Genomic DNA, 14,109 nt, shown 5'->3' with positions numbered 1-14,109 from the left:
ACTGGAGTCACACCTTTGAAGAAGCACATAGCGTTCTTCGTCGCTCCCTATCAGGGACATGTGAATCCCCTTCTCCCGATGGTTGCCGACCTGGTCGGCAGGGGGCATCGGATCACCTGTGTCGCGGCGCCGCAGTTCGTCGAGCCGCTGGTGGCGGCCGGTGCCCGGGCCGTGGAGTACGCCTCGGTCTGGCCCGCGAACCGGAGCGTTCCGGCCGAGATGACGGCCGAGGAGATGGCGAAGGGACCGCTTCAGATCCTCCGCGAGAACATCGCGGTCGCGAATGCAGCGGAGCGGGAACTCGCCGCCGATCTGCCCGACCTGGTGGTGTACGACACGCTCCTGAACTTCGCCGGGCGGGCGCTTGCCGAGAAATGGCAGCGGCGGGCCGCGCAGTTCATTCCGCTGCTCGCCTCGAACGAACACTTCTCGGTCCTTCAGGCGGTGGCGAGCGAATTCCCGCCGATCGACCCGCAGCATCCGGCGCTGCTGGAATTCGGTGCGCAACTGGGTGAGTTCCGGGCCGGTCACGGGCTGTCCGCGCCCGGTCCCGAGGATTTCCTGGCCGCGTCCGAAGGGCTCAATCTGGTGTGCGTGGGCCGGGAATTCCAGCCCGCCGCCGACACCTTCGACGCCCGCTATGTGTTCGTCGGCCCGAGCCTGGCCGACCCCGCCGAGCGGGCCCCGTGGAGCCCGCCGGACAGCGGGGCGCCGGTGCTGCTGGTCGCGCTGGGCACGCTGTTCAACGAGCGCCCGGACTTCTACCGGGCGTGCCGTGAGGCGTTCGCCGATCAGCCCTGGCATGTGGTGATGGCGGTCGGCGACCACGTCGACCCCGCGGACCTCGGTCCGCTGCCGCCCAACGTGGAGGTCCACCGCCGGGTGCCGCAGCTCGCGGTGCTGGAGCACGCCCGGGTCTTCGTGACCCACGGCGGCATCCGCAGCGCGATGGAGTCGCTGTCCGCCGGTACGCCCATGGTGGCGGTGGCGCAGTCCGTGGAGCTGGACTTCACCGCGCGCCGGGTCGCCGAGCTGGGTCTTGGGGTGCGGATCGCCCGCCAGGAGGTCACCCCGGAGGCGCTGCGCGCCGCGGTGCGCACCGCGGCCGAGGATCCGGAAATCCAGCGGCGGGTGGCCGCGATGTCGGAGAGCGTCCGTGCGGGCGGCGGGGCGGCTCGCGCCGTCGACGCGATCGAAGCGTACGCGGAGCGGGTCTGATGGCGGCGGACTACTGGGCCGGGAAGACCGTCCTGGTCACCGGGGGACTGGGGTTCATCGGCTCGCACATGGTCGAGGAGCTGGTCGGCCGGGGCGCGCATGTGCTGTGCGTGTACCGCAGGGAGAAGCCGGAGGTGCTGGCCGAGCTTCCGGCATCGCCCTCGCTGACGGCGCTGCGGATCGACGCCCTCGACTACGACGCGCTGCTGGCCGTCGCCGCCGCGGTGCCGCGCGTCGACGCGGTCGTCAACTGCGCCACGCTCGACGGCAATATGCAGTTCCTGCTCGAGGAATCGGGCCGGATGCTCGACGAGAACATGCGCATCGTCTCCAATGTGCTCAACGTGGCCCGCCACTGCCGGATTCCGGACGTGGTGCTGATCAGCTCGGCCGAGATCTACTCGTACGACGGCACGGAACCCATGCGCGAAGAGGACGACCACCGTCGTCACATGGAGTTCTCGCCGAATGGCTACCGGATGTCGAAGATGTTCACCGAGGTGCTGGCGGACCTGTACCGCAAGCAGTTCGGAATGAACATCTACACGCCGCGCCTCACCAATGTGTACGGCCCGCGGGACGATTTCGACACCACGACCAACCATGTCATCCCGAACATGCTGATGAAGCTGGCGGCCGGGCAGGACATCGAGATCTGGGGCGACGGCAGCCAGCTGCGCACCTTCATCCACGTACAGGACGTCGTCCGCGCGATCCTGTGCATGGTGCGGTCGGGCACCTGCGAAGCCCTCAACATCGGCACGTCCGAGTCGGTTTCCATCCGCGATCTGGCCTATCTGGTCGCCGAGGCAGCCGGACATACGAAGAACCGGGTCAGGTTCGACCCGGACAAGCCCGTGGGCGCGGCCAGACGGGCACTCGATCTGGACAATTTCCACCGCGTTGTCGATTTCACGCCGCGCTCCCTGAAAGAGGGCCTCCTCGACACCGTCCAGTGGCACCGGAAGAAGGCACAGAGAGTCCGATGAAGGTTTCCTTGCAGACATTCGGGACGCGTGGCGACGTCCATCCCTTCGTGGCGCTGGGGATCGGGCTGCGCAAGCGCGGGCACGACGTCACCGTGGCCACGGCGCTGGATTTCAAGGCCATGGTGGAACAGGCCGGGCTGGAATTCCGTGAGATACCCGGCCGGACCACCGACCACTTCTCCAACCCGGCGGTCATCAAGTCGATCCGCAAGAGCTCGTCCTCGATCCGCACCGCCCTGGCCATGGAGCGCCCCGGCAAGGACGAGTTCGTGGACGCCGTGGAGAAGATGCAGGAGGCCGCCGAGGGCGCCGACTTCACGCTGACCTCGCTGATCACCCGCGCCTGCGGGTTCGCCGGTCTCGACAGGCCGTGGGGCACGGTGTCCTGGTGGCCGATCACCGCCACCCGGGAGTTCCGCGCGTACAAGACCCCCGACCTGCCGCTCGGGCCGCTGTACACGAAGTTCACCCACGCCATGTCCGCCCAGATGGAGTGGGCGGCCTGGCACCGCCCCGCGGTCAACGGGTTCCGCGCCCGCCGCGGGCTGCCACCGCTGAAGAAGTCGCCGATGGGCGGGCTCGGCACCGAGCAGCCCGTGCTGTATCCGTACAGCCCGAGCTTCATGCCGCCGCCCGGTGACTGGCCCGACAACACCCATGTCACCGGCTACTGGATCTGGGAACGCCCCGAGGAAGAGCCCCCGGCCGACCTGGTGGACTTCCTCGACAGCGGATCCACACCGCTGCTGCTCGCCCTGGGCAGCGCCTGGCCGGTGTACGGCGAGCGGACCTTCCACCTGGTGCGCGACGCGGTACGGCACGCCGGGCGGCGGCTGATCGTGGTGGGCGGGCCCGAGGGGACCGCCTCCGACGACGTGTTCCGGGTGCCGGAGGTGGACTACGGCTGGCTGTTCCCGAAGGTGGCCGCCGTCATCCACGGCGGCGCCTTCGGCACCACGGCCGACGCGCTGCGCGCCGGAGTGCCGCAGCTGACCGTGCCGTGCTGGGCCGACGGCCCGTACTGGGCGGACCGGCTGGCCGAACTCGGCGTGGCCGCGCCCCCGGTGCCGTTCCAGAAGATGACCGCCGCACAGCTGCGGCAGGCCGTGCACACCGTGGTGAACGACCCCCGGCTCGCCGAACAGGCGGCCCGGACCGGCGAGCGCGTACGCCGCGACCGGGGCGTGGAGACGGCCTGCGACCTCATCGAATCCTGGGCCGACCAGGCCCGCTGACCCCCGGACCCCCTTCTCCCACCCGCCCTTGGAGGCTGAACCACCCATGACCACATATGTCTGGGGCTACCTGCCGGAATACCGCGACGAGCGCAAGGACATCCTCGACGCGGTCGACACCGTCTTCAGCTCGGGCGCGCTGGTGCTCGGCGCGAGCGTCAGCGGCTTCGAGTCGGAGTTCGCCGACTACCACGGCGTGCGCCACTGCACCGGCGTGGACAACGGCACCAACGCCGTCAAGCTCGCCCTGGAGGCGCTGGGCATCGGCCCCGGGGACGAGGTGATCACCGTCTCCAACACCGCCGCGCCCACCGTCGTCGCCATCCACGGCACCGGCGCCACCCCCGTCTTCGTGGACATCAGGGCCGAGGACTTCCTGATGGACACCGACCAGGTGGCCGCCGCGATCACCCCGCGCACCAAGGCGCTGCTGCCGGTGCACCTGTACGGCCAGTGCGTGGACATGGCGCCCCTGGAGGCGCTGGCCGCCGAGCACGGGCTCGCCCTGGTGGAGGACTGCGCCCAGGCGCACGGCGCCCGCCACCACGGCCGGATCGCCGGATCCATGGGCGACACCGCCGCGTTCTCCTTCTACCCGACCAAGGTGCTGGGCGCGTACGGCGACGGCGGCGCCGTCGTCACCAACAGCGACGAGGCCGACGCGGCGCTGCGGCGGCTGCGCTACTACGGCATGGAGAAGAGGTACTACGTCGTCCAGACGCCCGGCCACAACAGCCGCCTGGACGAGGTACAGGCCGAGATCCTGCGCCGCAAGCTCACCCGCCTCGACGACTACATCGCCGGGCGCCGCGCCGTGGCCCGCCGCTACGAGGAGGGCCTGGCCGACCTGACCGGTCCTGGCGGTCTCCAGCTGCCCGCCACCACCCCCGGCAACGAGCACGTCTACTACGTGTACGTGGTGCGCCACCCGCAGCGCGACCGCATCATCGAGCGGCTCAAGAGCGAGTACGACATCTCCCTGAACATCAGCTACCCGTGGCCGGTGCACACCATGGCCGGGTTCGAACACCTCGGCTACGCCAAGGGGTCGCTGCCGGTCACCGAGGCGCTGGCCGACGAGATCTTCTCGCTGCCCATGTACCCGTCCCTTCCCCTGGACCTCCAGAACACCGTGATGGGTGCTCTGCGCGACGTCCTGACGACGCTCTAGGAGACACACGATGAAGGCACTGGTGTTGTCCGGAGGCATGGGGCTGCGGCTGCGGCCGTTCAGCCACTCCATGCCCAAACAGCTCATCCCGGTGGCCAACAAGCCGGTCCTGGTCCATGTGGTCGAGGGGCTGCGGACCCTGGGGATCACCGAGGTCGGCGTGGTGGTCGGCGACCGGGCGGAGATGATCGAAGGCGTCCTCGGCGACGGCTCCGACCTCGACGTGAAGATCACCTACATCCCGCAGGACGCGCCGCACGGGCTCGCCCACTGCGTGGCCATCGCCCGCGACTTCCTCGGCGACGACGACTTCGTGATGTACCTGGGCGACCAGATGCTGCCCGACGGCATCACCGAACTGGCCCGGGACTTCCGCACCGAACGCCCCGACGCCCAGGTCGTGGTGCACCAGGTGGCCGACCCGCGGGCGTTCGGGGTCGCCGAGGTGGCCGCGGACGGCCGGGTGGTCCGCCTGGTGGAGAAGCCCGAGTCGCCGGTCAGCGACCTGGCGGTGGTCGGCGTGTACTTCTTCACCGCCGCCATCCACCAGGCCGTCGCCGCCATCAGCGCCGGCCACCGCGGCGAGCTGGAGATCACCGACGCCATCCAGTGGCTGGTGTCGTCCGGCGCCGACGTCCGGGCCCGGGTCTACCGCGGCTTCTGGAAGGACACCGGACGGGTGGACGACGTCCTGGAGTGCAACCGGGAACTCCTCGACCGGCTCAAGCCCTCGGTGCGCGGCGACGTCGACGACGCCAGCGAGCTGATCGGCGCGGTCGTGGTCGAGGAGGGCGCGCGGATCGTCCGCAGCCGCGTCGTCGGACCCGCGGTCGTCGGCGCCGGGGCCCTGGTCGAGGACAGCGACGTCGGCCCGCACACCGCCATCGGCCGGGACTGCGTGCTGAGCGGGACCGACGTCGGGTACACCATCGTCCAGGACGGCGCGACCGTACGGAACGTCGCCTCGGTGCGCGCCTCGGTCATCGGCCGGGACGCCAGCGTCACCTCGGCCCCGGCCGGCGGCGGACACCGGCTCGTCGTCGGCGACCACTCCCGGATCGAGGTGGCCGCGTGAGGATCCTGGTGACCGGGGGCGCCGGATTCATCGGCTCGGCCTATGTCCGCACCCTCCTCGACGGCGGCTACGCCGGGTACGAGGACGCCTCGGTGACGGTGCTGGACAAGCTCACCTACGCGGGCAACCGCACCAACCTGCCCGCCCACCACGACCGGCTGGACTTCGTGCAGGGCGACATCTGCGACGCGGGACTGCTGCGCGAACTGCTGCCCGGCCACGACGCGGTGGTCAACTTCGCCGCCGAATCACACGTGGACCGCTCCATCGAGGACCCGTCGGCGTTCGTGCGCACCAATGTGCTCGGCACCCAGACGCTGCTGGAGGGCTGTCTGCTGAGCGGGGTGGAGCGGGTCGTGCACATCTCCACCGACGAGGTGTACGGCTCGATCGAGCGCGGCGCGTGGACCGAGGAGTGGCCGCTCGCGCCCAACTCCCCGTACGCCGCGTCCAAGGCGTCCGGTGACCTCATCGCCCGCTCGTACTGGCGCACCCACGGCCTGGACGTGTCCATCACCCGCTGCTCCAACAACTACGGGCCCCACCAGCACCCGGAGAAGCTGATCCCGCTGTTCGTCACCAGCCTGCTCAGCGGCGCCACGGTGCCGCTGTACGGCGACGGCTCCAACGTCCGCGAATGGGTCCACGTCCAGGACCACTGCGCGGGCATCCAGCTGGTTCTGAGCGGAGGCAGAGCCGGCGAGGTCTACCACATCGGTGGCGGGAACGAGCGGACCAATCGCCAGATCACCGACGCCCTGCTGGAGCTGTGCGGCGCGTCCGGGGACCTGGTGCGCCAGGTGGCCGACCGCAAGGGCCACGACCTGCGCTACGCGCTGGACGACGGCAAGATACGGGCCGAACTGGGCTACGCCCCGGCCGTGGACTTCGAACGGGGCCTGGCCGACGTCGTCGCCTGGTACGGGGACAACCCGGCCTGGTGGAAGCCGCTCAAGGAGACCCGGGGAGCGGCCGTATGACCGCGGCCACCGCGCTGCGCACCGCGGATCTGCGCCCCGGCGAGGACCCGGAGCTGCCCGCCCGGCTGGCCCGCTCCGCCCGGGAGCGGGACGGGACACAGCTGCCCACCGCGGAGTTCGACGCCTGGCTGGAGGGGCGCCGCCGGGCGCACCCCTTCCGGGTGGAGCGGGTGCCGTTCGCCGAGGCGGACGGCTGGGCCTTCGACCCGGCCACCGGCAACCTGGGACACCGCAGCGGGCGGTTCTTCACCGTCGAGGGGCTGGACGTGCGCAGGGGCGACGGCCCCGTGGAGCGGTGGCAGCAGCCCATCATCCGTCAGCCGGAGATCGGTGTCCTCGGCATCCTGGTCAAGGACATCGGCGGGGTGCCGCACTTCCTGATGCAGGCCAAGATGGAGCCCGGCAACCCCGATCTGCTCCAGCTCTCGCCCACCGTGCAGGCCACCCGCAGCAACTACACCCGGGTCCACCAGGGCGCACCGGTGCGCTACCTGGAGTACTTCGCCGGGGCGCGGCGCGGCCGGGTCGTCGCCGATGTGCTCCAGTCCGAGCACGGCTCGTGGTTCTACCGCAAGAGCAACCGCAACATGGTGGTGGAGACCGACGAGGACGTGGCGGCGGAGGACGACTTCTGCTGGCTCACGCTCGGGCAGATCCATGAACTCCTGGCGCGGGACAACGTGGTCAACATGGACGCGCGCACGGTGCTGTCGTGCCTGACGCCCTTCCTGCCCGGCGCGCGCGAGGACGCCGGGGGACTGGCGCATACGCCGACCCCCGAGCTGCTGAGCTGGTTCACCGGGCAGCGCAGCGAGCGGGAGATCGAGGTGTCCCGGATGCCGCTGGCCGAGATGGCGGACTGGCGGCGGGACGGCGAGGAGATCGCCCGGTCCGACCGCCGGTACTTCCAGGTGGTGACGGTGTCGGTGCGGGCGGGGAGCCGGGAGGTGGGCGGCTGGTGCCAGCCGCTGTTCGCGCCCCGCGGCCCGGGCGTGGTGGCCTTCGTGGTCCGCGACATCGGCGGGGTGCGGCACGTGCTGATGCGGGCGCGGCCGGAGCCGGGTTTCCGCGACGTCGTGGAGCTGGGCCCGACCGTGCAGTGCACCCCGGACAACTACCGGCCGGACCAACGGCCGCCGCTGCTGGACGAGGTGCTGTCGGCCGAACCGGCCCGGATCCTGTACGACACCGTGCACTCGGAGGAGGGGGGACGGTTCCTGAACGCGGTCAGCCGCCATCTGATCGTGGCCGCGGACGAGAGGTTCCCCGCCCAACCGCCCCCGGACTGCGCCTGGTTCACGGTGGAGCAGCTGGCCGGTCTGGTACGGCACGGGCACTTCGTGAGCGTGCAGGCCCGCACCCTGCTGGCCTGCCTGAACACGCTGTGCTGAGGGCGCGAGTCGCCGGGGCGCGCCGGTGTCGAAAGGGAGAGCGCGCGCAGGCCCTGAGGAACGAAGGGCCGAGCACGGTCGACCGTCGACACCGGCTCAGGGCGCCCCGGAGACGAGCCGAGCCGGCAGTGCGCCGGTGCCCGGACGCGGCGGCGTCCGGGCACCTCGGGTCAGCTGAGGTGCGGATCGTCCGGGCGCAGCGTGCCGTCCGTCTCGGTGTAGCGCTCGCCGGTGCGCGGGCAGACGAAGTGGCCGTCCCCGGCGTCCTCCAGGGGCGCCCCGGCCCGTCCCACCCACCTCACCCGGCGGGCGGGGACACCGGCGACCAGGGCGAAGTCGGGGACGTCGCGGGTGACGACCGAGCCCGCGGCGACCATGGCCCAGCGGCCTACGGTCACCGGCGCCACGCATACGGCCCGGGCGCCGATGGACGCGCCGCGCCGGACGGTGACCCCGACCGGGGTCCAGTCCTCGGCGTCCTTCGGCTTGCCCTCGGGGGTGATGGCGCGGGGGTGGGAGTCGTTGGTGAGGACGGCGGCGGGGCCGATGAAGACCCCGTCCTCGACCCGGGCCGGTTCGTAGACCAGGGCGTGGTTCTGCACCTTGCAGCCGTCGCCGAGGGAGGCGCCGGGGCCGATGTACACGCCGCGGCCGATGGTGCACTCGCCGCCGACCGAGGCGCCCTCGCGGATATGCGTCAGGCCCCACACCGTTGTGCTCTCACCCACCTTGGCGTTCTTGTGCACGTCCGCCGTCGGGTCGATATGCGCAACCACTGCTTCTCCTCACCGGAAAACTGCCGAGTCCGTCCGAAAGGGCAGGAGGCGATGGTAACTTGACACTCTGTCGGGGTACGATTTAGCTGGTACTCGACCAGTACTGAACTGGGGTACTGAAAGCGCCGGACCGTGTCCGGCCACGGGGTGAAGCAGCAGTATCGAAACGGGGTTCCTCGACCGGTCGACCGGTCTTTCGCATGCGATGAATCCAGCGGATTCCTGGCGCGTGCTGCCGCCGTATGCCTCCTTTTGTCCAAAGCACGGTCCATGTACGCGCGTGGTGACCAAGAAGGGAAGCCGGAATGCGAGTAGACGACGTCTACATCAGCTCGGTCGGTGTGCATCTTCCGGAATGGGTGAGCGTTGACGACGCCGAGGGCATCGGCGACGAACAGCGGGCGGAGTTCAAGGCCGGCGGGCTGACCGGCACCCATGTCGCGGGGGACACCCCGGCCGTGGATATGGCCGTCGCCGCAGCTCGCAGCGCCATCGAGCGGTCCACCGCGACCACCGAGACCCTCGACGGGCACATTCACGGCAGCGTCTACTACCAGGTTCCCGAAGGCGCCTACGCCCCCGGATACATCCTGCGCGAACTGGGCACCGGAAACATCGCCTCCTTCGACATCCAGCAGGGTTGCAACGGCATGCTGGGCGCGCTCCAGGTGGCCATCGGCCAGCTGACCGGTGCCGCGAAGAGCGAGCATGTCCTCATCACCACCGCGTCGAACTTCAGCAGTCCGCAGTTCAACCGGTGGAAGGATTTCGGGACCAACTCCATCTACTCCGACGGGGCCGCCGCCGCGGTCGTCAACGGCACCGGTGGATTCGCCCGGGTCCGGTCCCTGAACTCCGGGACGCTGCATGAGCTGGAGGCCTGGCACCGGGGTCAGGAGTCCCTTCTGCCGCCCCGCGGCGGCGAATCGAATCACTTCAACCTGGGCGAGCGCTCCCAGTATTTCGTCGACAATGTGATGGAGCTGCCGCGGCTCTTCGAGAGCTTTTTCAAGTTCGACCTGGGCATCATCAACGACTCCCTGGTCGACGCGGGTCTGACCGCCTCCGACATCACCAAAGTGGTCACCATCAACGTGGACAACCGCATGATCGAGCAGGCGCTCATGCGGCCCCTCGGTATCCCCTCCGACCGGCTGTGCGCGGAGTACGGAGCGAAGGTCGGCCACTCGGGCGGCGCCGACATGTTCATCACCCTCGAACACCTGGCGCGCACCGGCGGTCTGGAGCCGGGGGACAACGTCCTGCTGACCTCCCAGGGGCCGGGGTGGATCTGCTCCTCCGCCGTGCTGACCGTCGTCGAGCAGCCCTCGTGGAGTGACGCGCGGTGACATTCGACCGGGACAACGTCGTCGCCACCGTCAAGGACATCGTGATCACCGAGGCCAGGGCCGCCGTCGAGCCGTCCGCCGTGCCCGACGACGAACCACTGGCGGGCCCCCTGCTGAACGTCAGCTCCATGGCGCTGCTCGGCATCCTCACCCGGATCGAGGACGAGTTCGGCTCCGCCGTCCCCGACGACCTGTTCGCCGGGCGCAGCCTCAAGACCGTGCGCGATCTCGTGGAGCTGGTGTCCCTCCCCGCCGAGGAGGCCCCGAAGTGACCGCCGGAGCAGACACCGGAACAAGCACCGAAGCAGGCGCGACCGTACGGGCCGATCTGCTGGACTGCCTTCAGGTCAACCTCGCCCTGCTCGCCGACCGGCACCACGGCCCCGGCACCCATCTGCGCCTCGGCGCCCGGCTGCGGTTCGCGCCGCGCCCCGGGCCGGGCGGTCTGCCCACCGTCGAGCCGACGCTGGACGACCATCTCGCCGATGCCGCGGAGCTGCTGGGCCTGACCGTCGCCACCCGTATCAGCGGCGCGGACCATCCGGTGGTCGCCGCCACCAACGGGCCCGTCTATGTGGTGGCCGACGCCCACTACCTGCCGTGGGTGCCCTACTTCGGGCGCAAGCACGTCGAGCACAGCTTCCTGGTGGAGCCGGGCGCGGACGGCGACACGGTCCAGGTGACCGACGGCTACCACAACGACACCCAGTGGGGGAAGGCCAGGCCCGGGACCCACACCTACGGTCGCGACGAACTGGCCGCGATCCTCGCCGCGGACCCGCAGGGCGTCGAGGTGCTGCACCTCGTCCCGCGCCCGCTCGGCCCCGCGCCCCGCCCGGCCGCCGACCTCGACGCCGACCGCGCGGCCGCGTACCTGCGTGCCTACGCCGAACACCCCGACCGCACCGCGGCGCTGGAGCGGTTCACCCTGGAAACATGGCTGCTGGCCCGCGCCCGCAAGCTGTACGCCCAGTACGCCGCGGGCGGGCCCGAGGCAGCGGTGGACCCGGCCGCGGCCGAGCACCTGGCCCGCTGGGGACGGCGTCGTGGAGCACGCGTACCTCACCTTCCGGCGGGTCGCGCGCGGCCGCGCCGAACCACCCGAGCTGCTCGCCCGCGCCGCCGAGGTGCTGCGCGCCGACGCCACCGCGCTGACCGGCGGCGGCCCGGCCGCGGAGCCCGGTGGCGGCGCCGCCACCGGGGACGGCGAGCTGCGCCCCACCGTGCGCGCCGTCGTCGCCTCCGTCCTCGCTCTCGACGAACACCTCGTGCCCGACACCGAACTGACGGGGCTCGCGGAGTTCAGCAGCCTGCGCATGGTCGAGATCGTGGAGGGCCTGGAGGCCGCGTTCGACGTGGAGTTCGGGCCGGACGACCTCGTACCCGAGAAGCTGCACCGCATCGACGACCTGTGCGGCCTGGTGCACCGCGCCCTCGCCGACCGCTGACCGGTCCCCGCACCGACGCCGAAGACCTCAGAAAGGTGGACCACGCCGTGGACGCCCGCTTCACCGAACTGCTCACGCCCTACCTCCCCTACCTGGGGGACCGCGAACTGACGGCGGACACCCCGCTGCGCGAGTACGGCCTGGACTCGATGCAGGCCATCGAGCTGATGCTGTCCGTGGAGGACACCTACGGGGTGGAACTGCCGGACGAGCAGCTGACCGAGGAGACCTTCAGCACCGCGGGCAAGCTGTGGGACGCGCTCTCCGGCCAGCTCGGCGGCCAGGGCTCCGACACCGCCCCGGCGGCGGACGCCGTATGAGCGGCGTCACCGGGCAGGGCCCCCGTACGGACCTCCTCGCGGCCGTCGAACAGGTCCGTGCCCTGGCCGCGAAGCACGCCGAGGAGACCGACGAGGCCGCGCGGTTCCCGGTCGCCGTGCTGGACGAACTGCGCACCACCGGACTGCTCGGGCTGCTGGTGCCGGCCGAGTACGGCGGGCTCGGCGGCGGCCTGGACGAGCTGCTGGACATCACCATGGAGCTCGGCCGGGCCGATATGTCGGTCGCGATGATCTTCTCGATGCACTGCCAGCAGGTGGCGGGCGTCGTGCACCACGCCGGACCCCGGCTCGCGGGCGAACTGCTGCCGCTGGTCGCCGCCGGGCGGATGTACCTGGCCTCGGTGACCACGGAGGCGGGCAAGGGCGGCCATCTGCTGACCGCCACCGCCGGACTCACCGCCGAGGACGACGGGCTGGACATCGACCGGTTCGCGCCGATCGTGACCGGTGGCGAGTACGCCGATGGCTTCCTCATCACCATGCGCAGCCCCGAGGCCCGTTCCGCGGGCGATGTCTCGCTCGTATACGCCCACCGCGACCAGCTCACCATCACCCCTTCCGGCGACTGGAACCCGCTGGGCATGCGGGCCAGCCACAGCACCGCGCTCCGGCTCACCGGCCGCATCCCCGAGCACCAAGTCGTCGGCGAGCACGGGCAGTTCCGTACGGTCGTCCTCAACACCTTCGGCCCGCTGGCCCATCTGGGCTGGGCGGCCAGCTGGCTGGGCACCGCGAGCGGCGCCCTGTCCCGGGTGCTGCGGCTGCTGCGCAGCCCCGACGGCCGCAAGGGCGCCAACCTGGACTCCGAACTGCTGATGACCCGGCTCTCGCGGTCCCGGCAGCGGCTGGAGACCGTGCACGCCCTGATGCGGCACACCGCCGAGGTCGTCACCCGGGTGCGGGCCGAGGGCGACGATCTGTCCCGGCCGCGCTACCAGATGCTGATCAACAGCCTCAAGATCACCGCATCGGAGGAGTGCCACCGGGCGGTCGAGGACCTGATCGACGCCGTCGGCCTGCGCCACGGCTACCTCAAGGGCTCGCCCACCGGCCTCGAACGGGCTCTGCGCGACCTGCGTTCGGCCGCCCTGAACTACAGCAACGACCGGCTCCACCTGGCCGACGGCAAGCTCGCGCTGCTGGACGCGGAGGTCCGTTTTGCCTGATGTACAAACCCGGCCGGTGTCCGGCGCCGATGCCCGGCAGGCCGTCGCGGAGCTGGCCGGGGCCGGGGCGCTCACCGAGCTGTACGGGCCCCGGCCGACCGGCCGGGTGGACCCGAGGACCCTGCGGCGGCTGCTGGCCGAGGCCGCCGCGCGCGGCCCGCAGGGCACGGTGCTCGCCCTGCTGGTCCAGCTCGCCACCGCCCTGCCCCTGCTGACCGAGACGGCCCAGACCCCCGCCGCCACCGCCGTGCGGGACGCCGCGCTGGGAGGCCGGGCGCTGCTCGCGCTCGCCGCCACCGACGAACAGGCCGGATCGGACCTCACCGCGCTCACCACCACCGTCGACCTCGACGGCGGCCCCGACGGTGACCAGGTGACCGTGAACGGGACCAAGCGCTGGGTCACCTCGGCCCTCACCGCCGACCACGCCCTGGTGCTGGCCCGCCACCGGCCCGGCCGCCACTTCACCAACTTCACCTGGGTGCTGGTCCCGCTCACCGCGCCCGGCGTCACCGTCCGGCCCGCCGCCACCGAGCTGTTCGAGGGCTCCGGCGTCGGCCACCTCGAGCTGTCCGGCGTGGTGCTCTCCCGCGACCACCTCCTCGGCCGCACCGGCCGCGGGCTCGCCCTCTTCGCCCGCCATATGGCCGTCGAGCGGCTGGCCTCCGCGGCTTGGGCCATCGAGCTGTGCCGCGGCGCCATCGCCGACACCGACCGGCGGCTCCGCGCGCGGCAGGTGGACGACGCCCCGCTGCGGGAGTCGGCGAGCGTACGCCAGCGGCTGGCCGACTGCGCCGTCCAGGTCAGCTCGCTGCACGCGCTGTGGACGGCCTCGTGCGACCGGATCGCCGATGGCCGCGACGCCGCCACCGCCGCCGCCGTCCTCAAGGCCGCCTCCGGCACCACCGTGGAGCGCGTGATGACCCTCTGCGCCCAGCGCCGGGGGCCGACGGCTTCGGCACCGGAGGAA

At 71.3% G+C, this 14,109-nt stretch carries 14 protein-coding genes; 13 read left to right on the top strand and 1 reads right to left on the bottom strand.

Features of this window, described 5'->3' with window-relative positions:
• Positions 1-15 precede the first annotated feature (15 nt).
• Genes SSOG_RS14810 through SSOG_RS14780 form a run of 7 tightly spaced genes read left to right on the top strand, consistent with a single transcriptional unit; the run spans position 16 to position 8,059 of the window.
• Positions 16-1,218, top strand: coding sequence for a macrolide family glycosyltransferase (locus SSOG_RS14810; RefSeq protein WP_009715038.1), 1,203 nt, complete (start codon positions 16-18; stop codon positions 1,216-1,218).
• Positions 1,218-2,207 (top strand): NAD-dependent epimerase/dehydratase family protein, encoded by a 990-nt coding sequence (locus SSOG_RS14805; RefSeq protein WP_009715037.1) that lies wholly within the window; start codon positions 1,218-1,220, stop codon positions 2,205-2,207. Before SSOG_RS14810 ends, SSOG_RS14805 begins: the two co-directional genes overlap by 1 nt.
• 8 nt (positions 2,208-2,215) lie before the next feature.
• Positions 2,216-3,442, top strand: coding sequence for a glycosyltransferase (locus tag SSOG_RS14800; RefSeq protein ID WP_245606295.1), 1,227 nt, complete (start codon positions 2,216-2,218; stop codon positions 3,440-3,442).
• A 46-nt stretch (positions 3,443-3,488) separates the two neighbouring features.
• Entirely contained in the window at positions 3,489-4,613 is a 1,125-nt protein-coding gene (locus SSOG_RS14795) for a DegT/DnrJ/EryC1/StrS family aminotransferase (RefSeq protein WP_009715035.1), read from the top strand.
• Between the two features lie 10 nt (positions 4,614-4,623).
• The gene (locus SSOG_RS14790; RefSeq protein ID WP_009715034.1) at positions 4,624-5,688 is read left to right on the top strand and encodes a glucose-1-phosphate thymidylyltransferase; all 1,065 of its coding nucleotides are present in this window, start codon (positions 4,624-4,626) and stop codon (positions 5,686-5,688) included.
• The gene (rfbB, locus tag SSOG_RS14785; RefSeq protein ID WP_009715033.1) at positions 5,685-6,668 is read left to right on the top strand and encodes a dTDP-glucose 4,6-dehydratase; all 984 of its coding nucleotides are present in this window, start codon (positions 5,685-5,687) and stop codon (positions 6,666-6,668) included. The genes SSOG_RS14790 and rfbB overlap by 4 nt, the downstream gene beginning before the upstream one ends.
• Entirely contained in the window at positions 6,665-8,059 is a 1,395-nt protein-coding gene (locus tag SSOG_RS14780; RefSeq protein WP_009715032.1) for an NDP-hexose 2,3-dehydratase family protein, read from the top strand. Before rfbB ends, SSOG_RS14780 begins: the two co-directional genes overlap by 4 nt.
• Positions 8,060-8,229: 170 nt before the next feature.
• Here the strand turns inward: SSOG_RS14780 and SSOG_RS14775 are convergent, their stop codons facing one another.
• A complete protein-coding gene (locus tag SSOG_RS14775) occupies positions 8,230-8,835 on the bottom strand; it encodes an acyltransferase (RefSeq protein WP_009715031.1) in 606 nt (201 codons plus the stop codon).
• 305 nt (positions 8,836-9,140) lie between these two features.
• Between SSOG_RS14775 and SSOG_RS14770 the strand changes: the two genes are divergently transcribed.
• From SSOG_RS14770 to SSOG_RS14745, 6 genes are all read left to right on the top strand, one after another.
• On the top strand, positions 9,141-10,184 hold the full coding sequence (locus SSOG_RS14770) for a 3-oxoacyl-ACP synthase III family protein (protein WP_009715030.1): 1,044 nt from the start codon (positions 9,141-9,143) through the stop codon (positions 10,182-10,184).
• The gene (locus SSOG_RS14765) at positions 10,181-10,456 is read left to right on the top strand and encodes an acyl carrier protein (protein WP_009715029.1); all 276 of its coding nucleotides are present in this window, start codon (positions 10,181-10,183) and stop codon (positions 10,454-10,456) included. Before SSOG_RS14770 ends, SSOG_RS14765 begins: the two co-directional genes overlap by 4 nt.
• Before the next feature lie 774 nt (positions 10,457-11,230).
• Entirely contained in the window at positions 11,231-11,632 is a 402-nt protein-coding gene (locus SSOG_RS54795; protein WP_050799861.1) for an acyl carrier protein, read from the top strand.
• Between the two features lie 47 nt (positions 11,633-11,679).
• Positions 11,680-11,952, top strand: coding sequence for an acyl carrier protein (locus SSOG_RS14755; protein WP_009715027.1), 273 nt, complete (start codon positions 11,680-11,682; stop codon positions 11,950-11,952).
• Complete coding sequence (locus SSOG_RS14750; protein ID WP_009715026.1) at positions 11,949-13,139, top strand: acyl-CoA dehydrogenase family protein; 1,191 nt, start codon at positions 11,949-11,951, stop codon at positions 13,137-13,139. The genes SSOG_RS14755 and SSOG_RS14750 overlap by 4 nt, the downstream gene beginning before the upstream one ends.
• Positions 13,132-14,109: acyl-CoA dehydrogenase family protein (locus tag SSOG_RS14745; RefSeq protein ID WP_009715025.1), on the top strand; the 978-nt coding region annotated here is incomplete at its 3' end. The genes SSOG_RS14750 and SSOG_RS14745, both read left to right, overlap by 8 nt.

Source organism: Streptomyces himastatinicus ATCC 53653, from assembly GCF_000158915.1.
Lineage (GTDB): Bacteria > Actinomycetota > Actinomycetes > Streptomycetales > Streptomycetaceae > Streptomyces > Streptomyces himastatinicus.
This window is presented reverse-complemented; position numbering and strand designations above follow the sequence as displayed.

Bases quoted from the DNA above. Each gene is read 5' to 3' on its own strand.
- SSOG_RS14805 (WP_009715037.1), top strand. From the start codon at position 1,218: ATGGCGGCGGACTACTGGGCCGGGAAGACCGTCCTGGTCACCGGGGGA.
- SSOG_RS14795 (WP_009715035.1), top strand. From the start codon at position 3,489: ATGACCACATATGTCTGGGGCTACCTGCCGGAATACCGCGACGAGCGC.
- SSOG_RS14790 (WP_009715034.1), top strand. From the start codon at position 4,624: ATGAAGGCACTGGTGTTGTCCGGAGGCATGGGGCTGCGGCTGCGGCCG.
- SSOG_RS14780 (WP_009715032.1), top strand. From the start codon at position 6,665: ATGACCGCGGCCACCGCGCTGCGCACCGCGGATCTGCGCCCCGGCGAG.
- SSOG_RS14770 (WP_009715030.1), top strand. From the start codon at position 9,141: ATGCGAGTAGACGACGTCTACATCAGCTCGGTCGGTGTGCATCTTCCG.
- SSOG_RS14750 (WP_009715026.1), top strand. From the start codon at position 11,949: ATGAGCGGCGTCACCGGGCAGGGCCCCCGTACGGACCTCCTCGCGGCC.